This window comes from Pedobacter gandavensis, from assembly GCF_032678745.1.
Lineage (GTDB): Bacteria > Bacteroidota > Bacteroidia > Sphingobacteriales > Sphingobacteriaceae > Pedobacter > Pedobacter gandavensis_C.
The window spans coordinates 64989-86808 of record NZ_JAVTST010000001.1 but is presented as its reverse complement, the minus strand read 5'-3'; the positions used below and the strand labels follow the sequence as shown (position 1 = coordinate 86808).

Genomic DNA, 21820 nt, shown 5'->3' with positions numbered 1-21820 from the left:
ATTTATAATCTTGTTTATCGTGAAAAATTCTGAAGTAATTTTTACCGGCGCGTAGCCATCAGGCTAAACAAGCATCAGAACAGGGGCGTCGGAAGCGCCTCTGTTTCTATCTAGCTGTTCAACCCCTACCTTTTAAGGCCCAGATTCGCTAATTTCTTTTGTCATCTTGTGTTTGGTTTGGTTAATTATTATTTATAAGCTATAACGGTTCTTCCTTCGATTTTAAATTTCACATTTCCTGTCAGCTCCAGCATTCTCAATACATCGCCCAGGTTCTGAAAGCGGTCTACAGTTCCTCCAAAACGTACGTGTTTCAGCTCCTCATTTTTAAATTGGGTTTCAATATTATACCAGCGTGATACTTTTCGCATAATACTGCCAAGTTCTTCATGTTCAAACAGGAAATAACCCTCCTTCCAGGCCACTGCTTCTTCCATCTGACCGGCAGACACAGAAAGACCATTGGCCAACACTGCCTGTTGTCCGGGTTTAAGCATCAACTGCTTTCCTGACTTTAAATCACTCACAGCAACAGATCCTTCCAGCAAGGTCGTTACTATCCTGGCCTCCTCCGGATAGCTATTGATGTTAAAGTGGGTACCGTATACTTCAACCAGCTGATCGGAACTGCGTACCTTAAAAGCTTTACTTTTATCTTTCGCCACTTCAAAATAAGCTTCCCCTTCTATTTCTACCATGCGGACTCCGCCATCAAATGCCAAAGGAAATCTAAGGGTACTTGCTGCATTCATCCAGACCTTTGTGCCATCTGGCAACATGATTTTATACTGACCACCTTTAGGGGTCACCAGTACATTCAGAGCTTTTACATTGGAATTGACTTGCTGTGCAACAGGTGCGTATTTCAAAAAGCCATCTTTGGTTTTAGAAATACCATTGGAACGATACTTTGCCTCATCTCCCCGCTCAATATCCGCCAAACTAAACTTCGTCCCATTCGCCATCGTCAGAAAAGCCTTATCAGTTCCCGGAGTAACTAATGCTACCAATTCTGTTTTTCTGGAATTATTTAAAGGATTGATATAAAAGAACAGTACGGTCGACAAACTGATCAAGACTGCCGCAGCACTAATCTTAATCCATAATGGCAGGGAATTAGATTTCAATCTGACCGTTTTTTGTTCCTCTTCAGGAGAGATCCTGCCTGCCGCAAGTATATTTTTTAGTATTGCCCTACTTTCTTCAGGTTTAAAAACAGGAACTGCCGATTCGGGATTTCCCCAAATTTCTGCTGTTAACTCCTCAAAATCTGATGCATTAGCTGGATCTGCCAACAAGGTTAACAATTCTCTTTTTTGTAGCTCGCTAAGTGTATGAGCACGTTGCCGCGCCCTTAAATAAACGATTCGTAAATTCATTATTTCTCGGTATCTAAACATAAAGACACCGAAACTATGGAAAAGTGGATGTCAGAAAATTATTTTTGCATTAAACCCATCATCACCCACAATGCGAGGTAGGAAAGATGCAATTTCACAAAGGTAGCAACGCTCTTTAAAGCCAGTTGCTGGTACTTTTTCACCGAATCTGGACTAATCATCAGTTGAGCCGCAATTTCATGGTTTTTAAGTCCCTCCATTCGAAGTCGGAACACGCGTTGCTGTTGTGGGGGCAGCGTTGAAGTGGCTTTTTCAATCAACTCCAGGTAATCATCATTGTCAATATCACTCTGCGGCTGTTCCACATCAGGTTGTAAGCTATTATACGCTGTTGCTTTTTTCTCCTCTCGCTGAATCTTTCTAATGCAGTTTAGGGTATAATTTTTACTCAAAACAAAGAGGTAAGCATCAAATTTCTGTATCTCTAACAGCTCCCCCCTTTTTTGCCAGACCTTGATGAAAATATCCTGTACGATCTCCTGAGTAAGTTCTTTGGAACCGATAATAGAAAATACAAATCCCGAAACCTGCTGCTGGTAATCATCAAATAACTTCGAGAAAGCATCTTCATCTCCAGCAGCTACCCTGCGGAGTAAAAAGATTTCAGTAGGAACAGAATTCAGTGACAATGCTTTTTTATTAAGCCCTAAACTTATGAAATTCTTTTTGGATGGCACATAAAACATTCCAATTTCAGGAGCCCGCATGATTAAAGTTTTTCTCCTTGAATAAGATAATTAATACGTTAACATTCTAATAAAACTACAAATACAATGTTTTAGAATTTTATTTCTTACTTTTGATACGAAAACATTCTACAAATAATGGGTAAGAAAGAAATTCTACATGAACTGGTCGAACAACTGTTCGCATTTGACAACCAGCATCAAGCTGAAAAAGATTATACAATGGCAGACTTTCTTGGATATTTGAATGCGAACCAAGGCGCTCAACTCTCTGAGCATAGAAACCTGGCAGGTGATCAGGAGCTATGGGTCCGGGATAATCAGGACGACAATACGCAAATAGCCACCATGCTTGTTTTCATTTACCGTTATGCCGCTATGTATTTCAAAAAGGCGCTGAAGGAAGGAAACATTCATACGCTGGACGAGTTTTCTTTTTTGATCGTATTGATGACTTACCAGTCCCTGAGTAAAACTGAGTTGATTCATAAGTTAATCATGGAAAAAACCTCCGGCATGGAGGTGATCAAACGTCTCCTTAAACAAGAGATGATTGAAGAATTTGCTCACCCTACCGACAAAAGAAGTGTGCTGGTTGCCATTACAGCAAAGGGGAAAAAAGAAATAGCGGATTTATTGCCAAGAATGGGTTTAGTAGGAAGCGTAGTCGTAGGAAATCTTAGTCAGGCTGAAACCACCTCCTTGTCCTTTCTATTGAGAAAGCTGGATCAGCACCACAACGAGATCTTTCTAAATTATCGGAATTTAAGCTTAGAAGAACTTAACGAAAGACTAAAGGGTGTATAACAAAATCATTAAAGAACATGAAAATTGCTAATCAAAACGTCCTGATTTCCGGAGCCAGCATTGCAGGTCCAACACTAGCTTTCTGGCTGGCAAAATACGGGTTCAATGTGACTGTCGTAGAACGTTCAAAAGCATTGAGGCTAGGTGGACAAAACCTGGATGTAAGAAATGCCGGTAGAACGATAGCTAAGATGATGGGCATCGAAGAAGAAATCCTTGCAGCAAATACAGGAGAAATCGGACTCCAGTTTGTCAATAAGAAAAATGAGGTGGAGGCTGCCTTTCCCAGAGAAGGAACAAATAACTTTACCAGTGAGGCAGAGATCCTTAGAGGCGATTTGGTCAATATACTCTACAAACACACAAAAGATCAAGTAAAATATGTGTTTGGAAAACACATCACAGAGATAGATCAGCAAAAAGACAAGGTAAATATCACCTTTAGCGATGGTGACACACAAGTCTTTGACCTTCTGATTGCTGCCGATGGTGTACGGTCCACTACAAGGCAAATCCTGTTTGGTGATGCACCAAAAGTTAAGTTTACCGGATTATACAATGCCTGGTATACCATTCCAAAGGCAGCAACTGATACCAAATGGGCACGCTGGTACACCGCAGCTGGGTCCAGAGTGATCTTGATCCGACCGGATAATCATGGTACCAGCCGAGCCTCATTTAGTTTTCTTTCTGAAGACAAAGGTTATCAAAACCTAGCCAGCAGCGAACAGAAGGAAATCCTCAAAAGAAAACTATCAGGAGCCGGATGGGAAGCAGAGCGTTTGATGGAGGAAATTGATAAAAATGAAGATGTATACTTCGATGGCATCAGCCAAATACATGCCCCAAAATGGTTCAATGGACGTGCTGGCATGATTGGAGATGCAGCCTACTGCCCTACTCCGCTTACCGGCATGGGCACCACCCTGGCCATTGTTGGCGCTTACCTGCTCGCAGGCGAACTCTCCAGGAATGATCAGCATGAAGATGCATTTAAAGCTTATGAAAAACGCATGCGTCCATTTGTAGAAAAAATTCAAAACCTACCTCCGGGAGTTCCCTGGCTTGCGCATCCGAAAACAAAGTTTGGTGTATCAGTGCTGAATACGGTAGCGGGGATTATAGCCAGCAATGCAGTTAAAAAAATCACTAAGCTTTTTAGCGGTAAAGAAAAAGCATCCCCTGGGGATGGAATTGAACTGCCTGACTTTGAAAAAAAACCAAAAAATTAGCTACTTTGCGGACTTTTTAGATAGCAGCTTCAGTAAAAAACAAGAACTTGAATAAAAAGACAGGAGATATCCTCACCATAGGCTTTGCCCTTTTCGCTATGTTCTTCGGAGCAGGAAATTTGTTACTTCCTCCTTATATTGGGATACAGATCGGAGATCATGTATGGGTCACCATACTGGCATTCGGACTGACCGGTATTCTATTGCCCTTCCTGGGAATCCTTTCAGTGGTTAATGCAGGCGACAAATTTGAAGACCTGGCAGCGAAGATTCACCCGCTCTTGTCACCAATTTTAGGAACCATCATCATGCTCTGCATCGGTCCCTTAATTGCCATTCCGCGCACCGCAGCCACGACTTATGAAGTAGGTGTTTTACCATCCTTTCCAGCATCTGGGCCGATCCTTACTTCCGTCATCTTTTTTGTAGTGACCTGGCTTTTAACCATCCGACCTTCCCGTGTAGTAGATATCATCGGCAATATACTCACCCCCTTGCTCATCGTTTTGTTGATTATATTAATACTGACAGGTATACTTTCACCAACGGACAGTTATAAGGATTCCGCACTAAGTAGTGGTCAATCGTTTACATTAGGCTTTATTGATGGGTATCAAACCCTAGATGTCCTGGCCTCCGTGATCTTCGCCGGGATTATTATTACTGCAGCCAAAGTAAAAGGCTATCAGAATGCCCGTTCAAAAATGCAGGTGGTGATTACTGCTGGGGCATTGTCATCCTCCTTCTTATTTATTATTTACGGAGGACTCATTTACCTGGGTGCCACATCAGGAATATCAGGCACTTCAATCAAGCGTTCTGAGCTGCTCATGCAAATCTCCAATTCCATTTTAGGACCATATGGAAACATTGGAATTGCGATATCTATTGCGCTTGCCTGTTTGACCACTTCCATTGCCCTGGTTACGGCTTTTGGAACATTCTTTTCCTCACTTAGCAATGGAAAACTAGGTTATAAACTACTGGTGACCCTTTGTTGTGCCGCCTCTTGTGTACTTTCGATTACCGGAGTAGATAATATCATCACTTTCGCCTATCCGATTTTAAGTTTCGTTTATCCAATTACCATAACCTTAGTACTTTATTCTGTTTTCTTTGGCTCCATTGTCAAAAACCGAACACCATATATTTATGCTTTACTTGCTTCAACGGTCATTGCTATTTTTTATTTACTGAAGCACTTCTCGCTCCTTAGCGAAAATATTCTTGAGGTATTAAATTACATCCCACTCTTTGAATATGAATTAGGTTGGGTGATCCCTTCTGCTATTTGCTTTTTTGGAACCTGGGCAATTGCCGGCTCTGGAAAGCAACAACAACAAATTATCTGCTAATAAAAAATTTAATGAGAAAATACCTGACTTTATTATTTGTTCTTTTTTTATTTCAGGCTCCTGCCCAATCTGTCAGCAACTATCTGGACGAAATCAGGAATAATCCCGCTAAGCTCAGGGCATTCTTTTCTCAGATGCCAAAAGGAGGTGATTTACACCATCATTACAGCGGCTCTGTTTATGCGGAGACTTTCATTGATTATGTTGTTAAAAACGATTATTTTGTACACAGGGAAACCCTTGAAGTATCTAAGAATAAGCCCTCAAATGATAAAGAATGGACTAAATTCAGTTCCTTAAAAAAAGAGGGACAATTGGCTGAATATCAGTTCAAGATTCTACAGAAATGGTCTATCAAAGACTATGACCATATCAGTATTCCTTCTGACAAGAAATTCTTTGGAACATTTTCAGATTTTGACGTTGCGAGTAAAGAAAATATTGATTCTGGACTGCTGGAATTAAAACATCGTGCCATCAAGGAAAATGTCAGTTATATTGAAACCATGCTGGCCTCCATTAAGTGTGACCGCATAGATGAGCTGAGTTCGCAGTTCGATCCAAAATTTCAGAGGATACTTCAGCAGAAAGATGAAAGGAATAGTCAGCAACTACTTGACACACTTTTTTCCAAATTAATGGAGAAAAATATTGTTTCCTGTTCTGATCATTTCAGCGAAAACATCGTTAACAGATTACATCATTCCATACATATCGATGATGATTCGTTTATCATGCGATATCAGACCTATACCGTCAGAACTTTTGAAGCATCTGAGGTTTTCAAACGTCTGATATTGGCTTTTGATGCAGCCAGTAAAAACCCGCTTATTGTTGGTGTCAACATTCTTTCCCCTGAAGACAATGAGATCGCTATGCGTGATTACTGGTTGCATATGCAAATGTTCAAGTACTGTAAAAACAAATATCCAACAGTAAAATTTTCAATGCATGCAGGGGAACTGACCCTTGGCTTGGTTAAACCCGAAGAATTAACCTGGCACATTAATTCGGCCGTTCGTGATGCAGGTGCAAACCGCATTGGACATGGTGTAGACATCCCTTATGAGGCAAATAGCTATGCCCTTTTGAACTATATGAAAGAAAAGGGAATCGCGATAGAAACAAACCTGTTCAGCAATGAATTCATCTTAAAAGTGAAAAATGGCCTTCACCCGATCACGCTTTATAAAGAGTTTAATGTACCCATAGTCATTAGTTCAGACGATGCTGGTGTATTGAGAACAAACCTGACTGAACAATATGTATTATTGGCGAGTAGATATCCGGAGTTCAGTTATGACGATATTAAAAAAATCATCTACAATAGTATCAACTATTCTTTTATCAAGGAGCCCTCGGTAAAGCAGCAATTACTTGCCAAATTGAATCGGGATTTCATCGCATTTGAAAAACTCATTACAAATATTCCGCACAAAAGAAAATAAGAAAGTGTTGGGTAAGACTCCAGGTCAATTTTAATTACTGGTAATGTTAAGTACAATCCAAGCCGCCTTAACACAACTGTCCTATAAACAGATCATCAAATTATTTTACATTTGACTTATTCAAATTTATAAATAATTGATAATTTATAGCATTAGCCAACTTAATGTCTCCAAAAGAATCATAATTGGAAAAGCACACTAGCGGCGTAACGTTATTTCTTATTGTCAGCGGATTTAGTGAAAGTACCCGGGATTAGCTATTTCAAAAAAATTACAGGCACTGCCTTTGCAAGTGCGGCGGTACTTACAGTTGGAAGATTCTTATCCAAGCTTATCGAACACACATGAAAAACAATTCCACACAAATCCAGGGGAGCAATTCCCTGCGCAAACTCCCAGGCCAGTCAAAAATCTATCAAATGTTATTTTTGGGCGCTTTAATGCTTTTCACTTTTATTGCTGCCTGTAAAAAAGATGATTCAACAATCCCTACACTGAGCCTAACGGCCAGTCCTGCTATTGGTGGTGTGCTTACAGGAGCGGGTGCATTTGAACTGAACTCATCCCTTGCCATTACCGCAGTACCTAATACAGGGTATACCTTTTCCAGCTGGACAGAGAATGGCGAAGTCATTTCTACTAGTTCGGATTACCAGTTTACCATTACAAAGAACAGGAAATTAGTTGCAAACTTTATGGCGGTCCCTCCGGGTAACTTTGCGGTCAACTTATCATCCAGTACTGCTGCAGGGGGTACAACCACTGGTTCTGGCGCTTATCTCGTTGGTTCTTCTGTTACAGTAGTTGCGGCTGCCAATGCAGGATTTTCTTTTGTAAACTGGACAGAAAATGGTAACATGGTATCTGCAAGTTCAACTTACCAGTTCACCATTACTGCAAACAGGAACCTGGTTGCGAATTACAAGGCCAGCATCCCGAATGGCTCAAGTGTTATAAACCTTGGGACTGCAGCCGATTTTGCAATATTGACAAAATCAGGTATATCTACTACTGGTACTACCTCAGTTACGGGTAATATAGGTGTGAGCCCGGCCTCTGCAACGGCAATTACAGGCTTTGGGTTAATTATGGATACCAATGGTCAATCATCTCATACGCCAATTGTAACCGGCAAGGTATATGCATCTGATTATGCCGTCCCAACTCCTGCTAATATGACAACAGCGGTCAGTAATATGGAAACCGCATTTACAACCGCTAATGGTTTAATTAACCCAGCGCCTATCCTAAACTTATATGCCGGAGATATTAGTGGCAGGATATTAACTCCAGGGCTTTACAAATGGTCTACCGGTGTATTGATATCAAATGCAGGCGTAACTTTAACAGGCGGGCCTAATGATACCTGGGTATTCCAGATTGCGCAAGACCTTACTGTAAATAATAGTGCTAAGATCACTTTGTTAGGTGGAGCCCAGGCCAAGAATATATTCTGGGTGGTTAGTGGACAAGCTACACTTGGAACTAATACTGATTTTAGTGGGATCATTCTGAGCAAAACACTGATCTCTTTAAATACTGGAGCAAAAGTTACGGGCAGGTTACTGGCACAAACTGCCGTTACTTTAAACGCCAGCACAGTTATTCAACCTTAGTCCTTTTAAAGCAGAAGGGTTATCATTGATATAATTTCAAAAAATTAGTTTTAAAATAATTAAAGCAAGCCGCTATTAATTTAGCAGGCTTGCTTTAATTGTTTTTTTCAATACAGTTTACCATCACCATCACAGTGGTTAGTAAATCTCCCCCATATCATCTATTTATCTGACGTCTAAACCTTGACTCTCTTGAAGCTAACCCCCTTAAACACCTCAAGATCCTGTTTTAACGCTACAATTAAGTCTAGGAGTAATTCCACATTGTGATCATCTCTGTTCAAAAGTCTGAAATTATCAGAATCCGACAAATTTAACTGGGATTTCAATATACGTGGAATTTTGTAACACTGAGCAGTTAAAGCACAAGCGTATAAAAATAAGCTATCTATAATACTCGTTAAGGTGCGATCATAATATGGGATTAATTTATTATAACTTTTAGAATGCTTAAAAAGCAAGCAAAATGGCTTGTATCGACCTGCTTGCGAAAAAATGATTTCGTCTTCCATATCCTCCTCTTCATCTATCCCAAATCTTAAGATCATTTCAAGTTTATACATCAAAAGTTTTTTCATTGTCTCAAGACAATTCTGAACTAAAGGGTCATCAATTTTATGAAAGAAACTATTATGCTCTATGGGTTGTTCCCATGGATCTTTGAAATCTTTGGCATACATTTTCATGGATTTCTTGAACGTAAAGTGATAAATAAACTCATAAATATCCGAATGCATCACGGTCACTAAAACCCCCATCCCTCTAATGCAGAGGTTCAAATCAAAAGCATCATTTTTAGATATTCTCATAAATCTTTAATTATTTTTACAATATAAAATATTTTTCATAAAAATATAAAGTAAATTAATAAACACACAAATTATATATTTTTGGTGAAAACACAGAATTCCTAGAAACTAGTATTTTACCTATTCTCTTGTTTTCATACCCTTGATTTAGTGTGTCCGATCCTGAAAAGAATTTACAGTAGAAGCTCACCTAAAAGGGCATTATAGATGCCTTAAAATGAATCTTTGAATATTAAAGCAATAAGCTGTTGCCAATCTGGTTCAGCACATTGCTAATCGCACAGATTTTTTTATTCATCAGCAACTATAACTTCATCCTTAATTAAACAACTAACAAACAATTAATTATACATTTTATAGAATGATGAAACCAAATTATTTAATTTATCTCCTACTGCTATCGCTCTCCTTTAACACTTCCTGTAGAAAGAAAAATGTGATAGATGCAATTGTTGAAGTAAATGAAGCTACCGATTTTTTGGGTAGCGATTGGACACTGTACACCCCAGTTAAAAAGATTCATTTAGATGACGACATCGGTTTAAAAACCTTTGCCTGGGCATCGTACAAATCAGCATGTTCGCCAGTGATCTGCTCGGATTACAGTTATGATAGCAGCACCTTAACAGAAACATTTCAGATTTTAACGACCAAATCGAATCGCTCAGAAATTAGGATAGAGGATAATTATAGCACAGGAAGCAGACAGTTTTCGGGCTATCTGAAGTTCGATGCTACACTTAATGATGAAAGCCTGGTGCAGATTTTTGGAAGTACATCAGAAAATGCAACTCAACTGATGATTCGCGGATTTTCAGAGAATGGGGGAACACTGAAAATATCTAACAGCTTTGTGTTAGCGACCGGAGTTTACAACAAAGAAGTTCATGTCAATGTAATTCACTTACAGGAGGATGCTGGCAGTAAAATGATCGTTTATATAGATGGGGTCAAAAAGTTTGAAAAGGTTGATGGTGAAAATGCCACGAATTATATGAAATACGGATGCTATGGCACCATGAAAACCGGTAAAGCTATTGTACAATGGAGAGATGTGAGGCTGTATAAAAATGGTACAGCACCTAATTAAGATAGAAAAGATGAACATACAATCTATAACCCAATATCACTGAATATAGCGGCTATTTAGTAAGGGTTTGGTATATAGTTGCCATACTATTGGCATAGTGTTGGGATGTCCTTGCTAATTCCTTCCTGTGTCTTAGCCTGTCTTCTCTGATAAGCTTCCTTAAAAACAGCTACATAAACCCTGTATTAGCATTCCCAAATGCATCGTATTTAGTTGAATTATTGGACGATACAAATAATATGTTTATATTACAGGTAATAATGTTTATTAAAACTATTGGTCGGGATTTAATTTCACCTATTACTTTTCACATAAAACCGTAAATAATTATGAACTCAATTACACCAAAACATGGAGAATGGACTACACAATTAACTAATGGAAAGAATGGATTTGTTCTAACGGTCTCTGGACAAACTCCTGCGGGACCTGAGAGAATAAACTACTCATTAAGTCTTGCTGATTCTACCAGTTTAAATGAAAGGATATTATTACTTCAGGTCAGCCCAGAACCCACCGAAGGTGATCAAATGGCTTCAGTAGTTCCTTACGTAGCAGAATACGAAAGAGAAGACAAATATCTGCAAGTTCAAATTATCGAAAGAGATACGACAACCACTGTTGATATTGATATACCTAAAAAATAGAAATTATTAAGCTTCCAAGTGTATGTTTAAAATCCTCGTAAATGATTTTGAACATACGCTCTAAAATTTAATCATCAAGGAATTAGTGATTTGTTCTAAAATTAAAAGCTTTCTCAATTACCACTCATCGAAGTTGGCTATGATGGTTTCCTTTATATGCGGTAGTGCAATAGGTTTTGAGCGAGCGTATAAAAATAAATCTGCAGGTTTTCGCACCATAATTCTCATTTCTCTAGGCTCTACAATTTTCACCATAGTTTCCAGGTACGGAGCTGGAGCAGATGACCGGATTTCGGCAAAGATCATCACTGGAATAGGCTTTATTGGAGCTGGTGTAATATTTAAAGACAAAATTTCTGTAAGGGGAATTACAACAGCCGCAGTCATCACGACTTCAGCAGCGATCGGAATAACAGCTGGTATTGGTTACCATGCACTTTTCGAACTCTAAAAACAACTCATTGGATTACCAACTGTTCGGCAGCATCTTCTATCTTTTCACCTGCGTTTCAGCTTAAAAATAACGTGGACTCAATACTCTCCCTCTTTTGCTGTTCAGAATAAAGCTGACCGAAATCTCGTGTGAGCCTGCTGGTGATTGGCCAATTCGCCGGTGGTGTAATCGTAAGAATAGCCTTCCCGGAACCTGGGATTGATAAACAATTCTACAAGCACCAGCCTTTATTTATGCAGAATCTTTCTTGATTTTTCCGGCTCCAAAAACGATTCTGGGCTATAGCTGCAATAAATGATTTGCTAAATTGTCTACATCAGAACCCATCCTTTGCCGCAGATTCTTCTGCCAAGTGTAAAAAGTAGCTGTGGGGGATGCCATGATTAATGCAACAAAAAACTCCTTTGAGAAATGGTAGAAAATGGCTAAATCCGAATATTCAGAGGCAATCATGATATTGCAACAGGAATCGTTACATTTATCCATGGAAGATAACTTTTACTCAATATATCTGTTTTCCATGTGGGATGTAAATGAACAAGAATTCATTGAAGAATTCCGGGTTGAAAATTGAAGAAAGCAAAATGATAATTGAGAATTTAAAACCGTTTGACGGACAACATTGTGAAACGACAGCAACAGGAACTTTGTTGCGACAACTAAATATTGAACTTTCCGAGCCAATGCTCTTTGGTTTAGGGGAAGGGCTTGGTTTTATCTTTTGGAATATGAAATCAATGAATTTTCCTTTTATTGGCGGACGGATAAAACCGGACGTTTTAACTCAAAATATTGCAAGAAATTTAAATCTTGAGTTGACAGTAAAGGAAACGTCATCAACAGAAAAGGCTTGGGAAAATGTAAAAACGCTCATTAACAGCGGACAAATTGTTGGTTTAAAATTAGACTGTTTTCACCTTGAATACTTTTCAAGACCATTTCATTTTGCAGGACATTATGCCGCAATTTATGGTTACGACAACGATAACGCTTTTTTAGTAGATACGAAACAACAGGGTAGGCAAGTAAAAACAACTTTGAAAAGTTTGGCTATGGCAAGAGCCGAAAAAGGTCCAATGGCTTCTAAAAACCTGTTTTATACACTAAAACTTTCAGATAAAAAGTTTGACCTGAAAAAAGCAATACCGACAGCTATAAAAAATAACGCAACTGAATATCTAAATCCACCTATTACGAATATTGGTTATAAGGGGATTTACAAAACAAGTTCCGAAATCATCAAGTGGTTTAATACCAGTAAGGACCTTGAAAACGACTTCAAAACAACTGCGGCGCTTATGGAAAAAGCAGGGACAGGTGGAGCATTATTTAGAAACTTATATCGGGACTTTTTAAAAGAAAGCTACGACTTGCTTCAAATCGATGAAATAAAATGTGGACAGGAAGCCTTCGTAGAAATTGCAGAACTTTGGACTTCTGTCGTTCAATTATTTGAGAAAGTTAGCCACACGAAAGATTTTAAATATATCCTGCAAGCCTCAGACATTTTAAAATCAATCTCTAGCAAAGAAAAACAGGCAATGGAACTACTGGGGAGAATATGATTTCCTTTATTTAGAAATCTGATTACCAAAACGGTAAAAATCTGATTCCTGTGATTGTTGAGTCATAAAATGCTAGCAACTGATATAGCGCTTTTCCAGGATGTTAGCCGCTTTACTAGTATCATAGTCATTTTTAAAAGACCCTCATCTCAAATTCATCCTGGTCAAATGTAGGTCGCTACCAATTATAGACTTCGGGATCAACCACATAAATTCTATCTATTTTAAAACAAATCATCCCAATTACAGTTAGAGAATAGCAATTATTAAAGTTTATTTATGGATTTTACAGTAGAATTAGAGGATATGGTGGCTATGATGGTTTCCATTATATGCGGTGGTGCAATAGGTTTTGAGCGAGAGTATAAAAATAAATCTGCAGGTTTTCGCACCATAATCCTCATTTCCCTTGGCTCTACAATTTTCACCATTGTTTCCAGGCACGGAGCTGGAGCAGATGACCGGATTTCGGCAAATATCATCACAGGAATAGGCTTTATTGGAGCTGGTGTAATATTTAAGGACAAAATTTCTGTAAGGGGAATTACAACAGCCGCAGTCATCTGGACTTCAGCAGCAATCGGAATGACAGCTGGTATTGGTTACCATGCACTAGCCTTATGTCTTACGATCATCACACTAGCTGTACTCTTGATGGTCACCAAAGTGGAACGAATGATTGCTCAACTTCAAAAGGAACTCATGTTAAACGTAACGTTCCGGAGCCCAGACTTTAATCAAATTGACCATCTTGAAAAGATCTTAAGCAGCAAAAACCTTTCTTTGGAACGTGTGGAAGTATCAAAAGAAAATGATCATCTCATGGCAGTATTCAAAGTTTCCGGCAAAAAAAAGTATTTGGTAGAAATGAATGAAACCCTTGCCACTATACCAGAAATTATAAGCTTTTCTTAAGCTATCTTTGTCTACCGATCTTGATGCGGAGCTAAATTACAAAGCTCCGAAATCCCTGAATAATATTTATTTCTTATGACCCCTTTAAAACCTTATATCAAGATTTGCTTGATGATAATGCTGCTCCCCTTTGGACTCCATGCTCAAAATGCTGGAAATGTACTTCCGCAAAACAACCAGGTTCTCGATACTGCAAAACAAACAGACTTGATTGATGTGGCCAAATCTCTTTTTCACATTAAACCCGGAAAAATAAAGGAAAAAAAAGGAAAGCACATTTACTTTTCAATATTGCCTGTTGGCGCATCAGTGCCAGGGGGATCTGGCAGAGCTTTGATCACCAGCACTACTGCCGCTATGTATCTTGGCTCAAAGACCACCACCAATCTATCCACCGCAACTTTTACGCCTTACTGGAACTTTGGCAGTCGCTTTGGTCTTCCCATCCGCAATAACATCTGGCTTCCTGATAATACCTGGCTGATACAGGGAGATACCCGTTTTTTAGTTTATCCTCAATATACCTGGGGCTTGGGTACCAAACGCACTGAACAGGAAAAAGTCCTGCTAGACTACAAATACATCCGCTTTCACCAGAATGTATTGAAACGTATCCGCCCCTACTTTTACTTCGGGCTTGGTTACAATCTGGATTATCGTTTTAACATTAAGCCTGAAGATGGGCAGATAAATCTGGCCAACTATACCGGTTATAAATATGGTACAGGCAGCAATTCAGTTTCCTCAGGCCTGAGTTTAAATATGGTTTATGATACGCGCAGCAATGCCATAAACCCGATGCCCGGTATGTACGCAAACCTGGTGTACCGGATCAATCCTACCTATTTGGGCAGCAACAATACCTGGAGATCTTTATATCTGGATGTCAGGAAATATATTTCCATGAACAAGGACAAACCCAATCAGCAAAACACCCTTGCATTATGGTCCTATTTATGGACTGCATTAGATTCCAAAACCCCATACCTTGATTTACCAAGTACAGGCTGGGATCCCTACAACCGTTCGGCAAGAGGAATAGACCAGAACCGCTATAGAGGAAAAAGCCTTTTTTATCTGGAAAGTGAATACAGGCGTGACATTACCAGCAATGGCCTTGTTGGATTTGTGGTGTTTGCCAATGTCAATAGTGTTAGCGGAGAAGCTCAAGGCTTATTTTCTACCTGGAAACCAGCTGCAGGAACCGGACTCCGCCTGAAATTTAATAAAGGATCCAATACCAATATTGGCATCGACTATGGGATGAGTAAAGGCTACAAAAGTTTCTCGTTTAACCTTGGAGAGGCATTTTAAACCGGGTAATTACGATCTTCCTTGAATTAAATGTTGGTATGCATTTGGCATTAAGCGATCTGATTGTGAAAACAATTACCTGATAAAATCGTTTATTAAATGAATATGCATATTGTTAAGGTATTAGAAGCTTATTTTATCACTCATGATGTAAAACGTTTTGTGGTCGAGAAACCTGAAGCATTTAACTTTGTTCCAGGTCAGGCGACAGAGATCTCCATAAACCTTCCGGAATGGAATGATCAACTTCGACCATTTACATTTACCTGTTTACCCGAACAGCACTATCTTGAATTTATGATTAAGATATACAGAGATCATGATGGCCTAACCAATAAGTTAGGTCAAATCAATAAAGGCGCTGAATTAATTCTTCACGATGTTTTTGGCGTTATACAATACAAAGGTCCAGGCACTTTCATTGCCGGTGGAGCCGGCATTACCCCATTCATCTCCATCTTCAGAAGTTTGAACAAGCATAGGCATCTGGATGGAAACAGATTAATATATTCGAATAAAACTTCAGCCGATGTCATCATGGAAGAGGAACTCCAAAAGATGCTCAAGCATGATTTTGTAAAAGTATTCACCAGAGAGCATGTCCTGGGATACATCCCTCGACGAATTGACCGCAACTTCCTTATAGAAAACATTGCTGACTTTGGACAAAATTTTTATGTATGCGGGCCAGATGAATTTGTGAAAAACATTAATACACTCCTGCTTGACCTTGGTGCCTCTTCAGAAACGGTTATATTTGAAGCATAAAAAAGCCCATATTTCTTTACCAGGAATGCAACTTACTTTTCAGAAGCCTTGATTTTCAACCCAGTGGCTTCTCATTTCATTTTCCATATTTGCTGTTACCATTAGCTGCAAAATAAAACCCTGAACAATTCTTTGATCAATAACGAAATAAAGGGGAATTCATTTACGCTTATTGCGAAAAAATCCTAATATTTGTGATAAGAGGTAGATAAAAACAGTCATTAATGCCGATAGCGGAAATACAGGATAAGGTTTATTGGATGAGTGAGTTCCGTAAGGGAACAGATCCCGCTTTTGCCTACTTTTTCAAACGCTATCATCAGTCTTTAGCCTACTTTTCCCTGCGATTCGTACAGGATGCCCAGGAAGCGGAGGACATTGTGGCCGACTGCTTTTTCAAGTTGTGGCAACGTCGCCTGGAATTTGAAGGAGAGGAAAATATTAAGGCTTTTTTATACGTTGCATGCCGTAATGCTTGTCTGGATTACCTCCGCCACATCAAAGTGAGGTCTAATGCCCAACAGAATTATTTTGATCAGCTTCTACAAGCTGAAGAAACGGTGTTGTACCAAATCATTAAAACGGAAGTATTACAGGAGCTGAATCGTGAAATCGAACTGCTGCCAGATAATTACCGTGAGGTATTCAGGATGATTTACTTTGATCATAAAAAAACAGACGAGATCGCAACCGAGCTTGGCCTGAACATACAAACTGTTCGTAATTACAAATCCCGGGCAACAGAATTGTTGAAAATTGGGATGCTCAAAAAAGGCCTTTCAGGCGCAATGCTATTGGCTTTGACGCTGATACTGGACAGAAATTAAAAATAAATAAGTTTTTTTGGGTTGTTTGGCTTGGTCGTACGTCTTAATAACAAAAGAAGATAAAAGTACGATCGAAAACCTATTTCCTTATGTTAAAAGACCAGTTCCATGTTACCAAATTGATCACCGGCTACCTTCGTGGCAACCTTGATCCGGAAGAACAAGCCGAACTGGACAACTGGATAGCAGCTTCAGCTGAAAATAGGAAATTCATGGAGGGCTTTACTGAAGAACAGCTCTCTGCCGACTTACAAATTTTCCGCTCTGTAAATGAGGCCGCGATATGGACCAAGGTACAGCAGCGATTGGGAACTGCTAAGGCCCCGAAAAAAACCGCATTTAAATTCTTACAACGGATTCATTACCAGCTGGCCGCAGCAGCAACTATTGCCCTTGTATTTAGCGTTTGGATTTATACCTCAGGTTATTTTGAGGGAGGCACAACGAAGAAAAATTTCTTGGCCAATGACATCCCACCGGGGAAAATTGGCGCTACTTTGACCTTGTCCAATGGGAAAACGATTGTGCTTGGCGAAGAGAAAGATGGCAAGCTGGCCGAAGAGGCAGGAATCAGTATTAGTAAGACCAAAGATGGACAACTAGAATACACCATTTCAGGAACAATCGGCAGCTCAACAGGGAAAATGAATACCTTAAGCACTGCGGTTGGCCAAACCTATATCCTGAATTTGCCAGATCGTTCCAAGGTCTATTTAAATGCGGCCTCTTCCTTAACTTATCCTTCCAGTTTTTCCGAGTCTAAAATTAGGCGTGTTCAACTATTGGGAGAGGGTTATTTTGAGATTGCCAAAGATAAAGCACATCCCTTTGTGGTGGAAAGTCTTGGGCAACAGGTAGAGGTGCTGGGTACACATTTCAACATCAACGCTTATCGAAATGAGCCTGCACTGACGACCACATTGATGGAGGGCTCCGTTAAGGTTTCCAAAACATCTGGGAATCAATCCTTAATGCTCAAACCCGGTCAACAATCTATTCTGACTGAGGAGGGTATTAAAGTGACTAAAGTGGATACCGATCTTGCCAAAGCATGGAAAAACAATGAATTCATGTTTGAAAATGAATCTATTGAGAACATCATGCGCATGGTAGAGCGTTGGTATAATGTAGAAGTCGTTTACATCGGAGAGAGACCTACAGAAAGGTTTGTCGGCGGGGTATCCCGATTTGACAATGTCTCCAAAGTGCTGGAGTTGCTCGAGTCAACAGGAGGAGTCAATTTCAAGATTGAGGGACGAAAAATATATGTTTCTACCTAACCATAAAATCACCTAAAATTTAACACAACCTAAACCAACTAACCCATGAAGAGAACTCTCCCCCCCTAGCGCTATTCGAAGACAAGGCTATGCCCTGAAAGCAAGGACCAGAACTAAATTAATACCCTGGTCCTATATCCGGCATACTCAATAAAAATTTATTAATTAATCGCGGTAGCCTGGTCCCTGGAAAGTAAAGGCATACCGCATCAACCGAATTAAGCAAATGTATAAAAATTATACAAGAAAACTTGGTGTGCCTAAATGGCGCGCCCAAAATCTAGGCCTTATCATGCGTCTAAGCGTTGTTATCTTAATCACTACCTTTATGCAGGTCAGTGCAGCGGGCTTTTCTCAAAAAGTCAGTATATCCAAATCAAATGCCCCCTTAAGAACTATTCTGGGCGACATTAAGAAGCAAACAGGATATAATTTTATCATCACAGAGCGTTTACTAAAAACTGCCAACCCGGTAACTATCCATGTGAATGGTGTCGAACTTGAAGAAATACTGGATAGGATATTTAACCTTCAATCATTGAACTTTCAGATCGAGAGTAATACCGTGATCATAACGAAAAAAAAGCCTTCTATTTTGGATCTTCTTGCTGATCGCTGGGCTAATATCGATGTACGTGGTATAGTGGTGGATGAGCGAGGGCTCCCATTACCGGGAGCTACAATTACGGTGAAAGGCACTGGAAAAAAGGCCATTTCAGATGTAAAAGGTGAATTTCACTTGAAGAATGTGGATGAAAATGCCGTATTGGTGATTAGTTATCTGGGCTATGCAAACAAGGAAGTTCAGGTGGCTACGGATATGCGGACAATTAAGCTTAGTCCTATTGAAGGTAATTTGGATGATGTAGTCATTTCAGGCTTTGGTATTAAACAGGCTAAAAAGGACTTAACAGGAGCCAGTTCCCAGATTTCTGGAAAAGATATCTCAACCATACCTATACAAAGTTTTGACAATGCTTTGGCTGGTCGTGCTGCAGGTGTTCAGGTGACTTCTTCAAGTGGTTTACCTGGAGCGGCTGTATCCGTAAATGTCCGTGGAATAAGCTCTATCACTGCCGGAACTCAGCCTTTATATATTGTGGATGGGGTTCAGGTAATTTCAGGAGATAATTCCAGACAGTTTGCCTCTTCAAATGCTTTGGCAGGTATCAATCCAGATGATATTGAAACTATCAGTATTCTAAAAGATGCTGCATCAGCTTCTATCTATGGAGCTCAAGCCGCCAACGGTGTTGTGGTCATCACCACAAAAAGAGGAAAAACCGGAAAAACTCAAGTTAACTTTAACCCTTCAATTGGCTTTTCTAACATCATCAAAAAAGCACCAATATTAAATTCAGCAGAGTTTATTCAATTATCTAAAGAAGCCATAATTAACCGCTATGGAAGCCTTACAGTTCCAACAGCAGCAGATGCAGCAAAGCTACTGGCTTCATTTGGTGATCCAGCTACAGCTCCTACCTACGACTGGCAGGATGCAGTATTTCGTACAGGTATTACACAGAACTATATTTTGAATGCAACTGGTGGAAATGAAACCACTAAATTCTTTGTTTCGGGAGCTTACAACAAACAAATCGGTCAGGAAATCGGACAGGATTTTAATAGGGCAACAGCCAGAGTAAATCTTGATCACAAAATTAGCAAGAAATTCTCCTTTGAAACCAGTTTGAATTTGAGCTCATTTACTCAAAATGGTACCTCAGGTGGTACAGCATTTTCAAGTCCGAACCGGACAGCAATACTGATGCCTCCAATCAATCCAATCTATAACCCTGATGGAACTTACAATACCCTATTATATGGAGCATATCCTAATAACGTAGTACAGACCACGGATTATAATATTCAAAGGGCCAATACTAAAGCTGTTGTAGGTAATATCGTATTAAACTATCAGATTCTTAAGGATTTGAAATTCCGTTCTTCTTTCTCAGAGAATTACAGTTATATCGCAGAAAATAGTTATACTGATCCAAGAACACCTGATGGGGCATCTGTTAACGGAAGTGCCAGTGTAGCAAATACTACTTTTGCTGACTTCAATACCGATCAAACCCTTAATTATTCCCATGTTTTTAACCAGAAACATAATTTGAATGCGGTTGCTGGATTTAGTTATAAACAAGAGGTTAATGACGGAAATAATGCAAGTGGAACAGGTTTCCCAAGCTATCAATTCAAAACACTTCAATCATCAGCTGTAAAAACAGTCGCGAACTCATTTTATACAGCCTACAAACTTGCCGGATATTTTGCGAGGGTAGATTATTCATTTAATGAAAAATATCTAGCATCAGCAACCGTACGACGTGATGGATCATCAAGATTCGGGTCAAATAAACGATATGGTACCTTCCCTGCAGCATCATTGGGATGGAGATTATCCAAAGAAGATTTTCTTTCTCAGGTGACTTGGATCGATGAATTGAAACTGAGAGGTAGTTATGGTATTCTTGGAAACTCTTCTATTGGAAATTTTGCTTCCAGATCGCTATACCAGGGTTTAGGCTCTTATAATGGCCAGCCTGGAATCAACCCTTCCCTGGGTAATAATGATTTGTCATGGGAGCAGGCAGCAACTACCGATGTAGGTGTTGATTTCTCTTTCTTTAAAGGAAGATTGTCAGGAGGTGTAGGTGCTTTTCGTAAAAAAACAACTGATTTGTTATTGGCAAGAAACTTACCTATTACCAGCGGCTATGCAGGCATAAATACGAATATAGGAAAATTGAAAAACGAAGGTATTGAAATTGAATTAAATACGGTTAATTTAAAAACCAAAGATTTCGAATGGTCAACAACGTTAAACGCGACCTTCATTAGAAGTAAACTTTTGGAGCTTAATGATGGTCTCCAGCAATTAAACTTTACTTATTTTGTAGGAAAACCATTGTTATCGTATTTTGTAGTCGAATATGCAGGTGTAAACCCTGCTGATGGTAATCCAATGTATTATGATATCAATGGAAACATCACTTATAGTCCTACTGCGGCTGACCGAAAAATTGTAGGTAGTCAATTACCTAAAGGATATGGAGGACTAACCAATACGTTCAAGTATAAAGCGTTTACCCTTACTACCTTTATTCAATATCAATATGGCAGTAAAATCAATAACGTAGATGGCCAGTTTAACCGACGTATGGGTAGTACGATAGACAGGAACCAGGATAGAAGTGAATTGCGCAGATGGCAAAGACCAGGTGACATCACTGATACCCCAAGACCTTACTACAATACAGGTGTACCAGCAGCAGCACAATCTGGAGGAATCACTTATCTTTCTCCTTATGGCGCTACAAGCAGGTTTATTGAAGATGGTTCTTATGTCAGGTTAAAGAATGTTAACCTTTCTTATAGGCTTCCTGCGTCATGGCTAGGTACAAGCATCAGATCCCTTCAGATCTATGCACAAGCCTATAACCTGGTTACTTTAACTAAGTTTACAGGCATTGACCCAGAAGTTCAGGGTAGCTCTTCAGGCATTGTTCCACAATACAAGAACTACACATTTGGTGTGCAATTAGGTCTTTAATTTCAAATAAAAACTAAAATGAAAAATTATATATTATTATTAGTTACA

18 protein-coding genes are annotated in these 21820 nt (G+C 39.4%); 15 read left to right on the top strand and 3 right to left on the bottom strand.

Features of this window, described 5'->3' with window-relative positions; genetic code table 11:
• Nucleotides 1–188: 188 nt before the first annotated feature.
• Entirely contained in the window at nt 189–1379 is a 1191-nt protein-coding gene (locus R2S10_RS00380; RefSeq protein WP_316838435.1) for a FecR family protein, read from the bottom strand.
• Nucleotides 1380–1438: 59 nt separating this feature from the next.
• Nucleotides 1439–2107 carry an RNA polymerase sigma factor gene (locus tag R2S10_RS00375; RefSeq protein ID WP_316838434.1) on the bottom strand — a complete coding sequence of 223 codons (669 nt, stop codon included), beginning with the start codon at nt 2105–2107 and terminating at the stop codon, nt 1439–1441.
• A gap of 117 nt (nt 2108–2224) precedes the next feature.
• On the opposite strand from R2S10_RS00375, the gene R2S10_RS00370 reads away from it, so the two are divergent.
• The 5 genes from R2S10_RS00370 to R2S10_RS00350 all read left to right on the top strand — a co-directional run bounded on the left by R2S10_RS00370 (nt 2225) and on the right by R2S10_RS00350 (nt 8544).
• Nucleotides 2225–2893 (top strand): MarR family winged helix-turn-helix transcriptional regulator, encoded by a 669-nt coding sequence (locus R2S10_RS00370; protein WP_316838433.1) that lies wholly within the window; start codon nt 2225–2227, stop codon nt 2891–2893.
• Between the two features lie 17 nt (nt 2894–2910).
• Nucleotides 2911–4125 (top strand): FAD-dependent monooxygenase, encoded by a 1215-nt coding sequence (locus tag R2S10_RS00365; RefSeq protein WP_316838432.1) that lies wholly within the window; start codon nt 2911–2913, stop codon nt 4123–4125.
• Nucleotides 4126–4172: 47 nt separating this feature from the next.
• Nucleotides 4173–5480, top strand: a complete 1308-nt coding sequence (gene brnQ / locus R2S10_RS00360; protein ID WP_316838431.1) for a branched-chain amino acid transport system II carrier protein — start codon at nt 4173–4175, stop codon at nt 5478–5480.
• Nucleotides 5481–5491: 11 nt separating this feature from the next.
• Nucleotides 5492–6928, top strand: coding sequence for a hypothetical protein (locus tag R2S10_RS00355; RefSeq protein ID WP_316838430.1), 1437 nt, complete (start codon nt 5492–5494; stop codon nt 6926–6928).
• Nucleotides 6929–7272: 344 nt separating this feature from the next.
• Nucleotides 7273–8544 carry an ice-binding family protein gene (locus R2S10_RS00350; RefSeq protein WP_316838429.1) on the top strand — a complete coding sequence of 424 codons (1272 nt, stop codon included), beginning with the start codon at nt 7273–7275 and terminating at the stop codon, nt 8542–8544.
• A gap of 176 nt (nt 8545–8720) precedes the next feature.
• Here the strand turns inward: R2S10_RS00350 and R2S10_RS00345 are convergent, their stop codons facing one another.
• Nucleotides 8721–9353 (bottom strand): hypothetical protein, encoded by a 633-nt coding sequence (locus R2S10_RS00345; RefSeq protein ID WP_316838428.1) that lies wholly within the window; start codon nt 9351–9353, stop codon nt 8721–8723.
• A gap of 361 nt (nt 9354–9714) precedes the next feature.
• Here R2S10_RS00345 and R2S10_RS00340 point away from each other — a divergent pair, with 361 nt between their 5' ends.
• The 10 genes from R2S10_RS00340 (at nt 9715) to R2S10_RS00295 (ending at nt 21772) form a co-directional block, all read left to right on the top strand.
• Nucleotides 9715–10443 (top strand): hypothetical protein, encoded by a 729-nt coding sequence (locus tag R2S10_RS00340; protein ID WP_316838427.1) that lies wholly within the window; start codon nt 9715–9717, stop codon nt 10441–10443.
• A 329-nt stretch (nt 10444–10772) separates the two neighbouring features.
• Nucleotides 10773–11090: a hypothetical protein gene (locus R2S10_RS00335; protein WP_316838426.1), complete on the top strand. Its 318-nt coding sequence runs from the start codon at nt 10773–10775 to the stop codon at nt 11088–11090.
• 139 nt (nt 11091–11229) lie between these two features.
• Nucleotides 11230–11541 carry an MgtC/SapB family protein gene (locus R2S10_RS00330; RefSeq protein WP_316838425.1) on the top strand — a complete coding sequence of 104 codons (312 nt, stop codon included), beginning with the start codon at nt 11230–11232 and terminating at the stop codon, nt 11539–11541.
• 536 nt (nt 11542–12077) lie between these two features.
• On the top strand, nt 12078–13109 hold the full coding sequence (locus R2S10_RS00325; RefSeq protein ID WP_316838424.1) for a BtrH N-terminal domain-containing protein: 1032 nt from the start codon (nt 12078–12080) through the stop codon (nt 13107–13109).
• A gap of 279 nt (nt 13110–13388) precedes the next feature.
• A complete protein-coding gene (locus tag R2S10_RS00320; protein ID WP_316838423.1) occupies nt 13389–14024 on the top strand; it encodes an MgtC/SapB family protein in 636 nt (211 codons plus the stop codon).
• Nucleotides 14025–14135: 111 nt separating this feature from the next.
• A complete protein-coding gene (locus R2S10_RS00315) occupies nt 14136–15338 on the top strand; it encodes a BamA/TamA family outer membrane protein (protein WP_316838422.1) in 1203 nt (400 codons plus the stop codon).
• A 99-nt stretch (nt 15339–15437) separates the two neighbouring features.
• Entirely contained in the window at nt 15438–16106 is a 669-nt protein-coding gene (locus R2S10_RS00310; RefSeq protein ID WP_316838421.1) for a flavodoxin reductase, read from the top strand.
• Between the two features lie 224 nt (nt 16107–16330).
• Nucleotides 16331–16933, top strand: coding sequence for an RNA polymerase sigma-70 factor (locus R2S10_RS00305; protein ID WP_316838420.1), 603 nt, complete (start codon nt 16331–16333; stop codon nt 16931–16933).
• An 89-nt stretch (nt 16934–17022) separates the two neighbouring features.
• Complete coding sequence (locus tag R2S10_RS00300) at nt 17023–18213, top strand: FecR family protein (RefSeq protein ID WP_316838419.1); 1191 nt, start codon at nt 17023–17025, stop codon at nt 18211–18213.
• A 226-nt stretch (nt 18214–18439) separates the two neighbouring features.
• Nucleotides 18440–21772 carry a TonB-dependent receptor gene (locus R2S10_RS00295; RefSeq protein WP_316838418.1) on the top strand — a complete coding sequence of 1111 codons (3333 nt, stop codon included), beginning with the start codon at nt 18440–18442 and terminating at the stop codon, nt 21770–21772.
• Nucleotides 21773–21820: the final 48 nt, after the last annotated feature.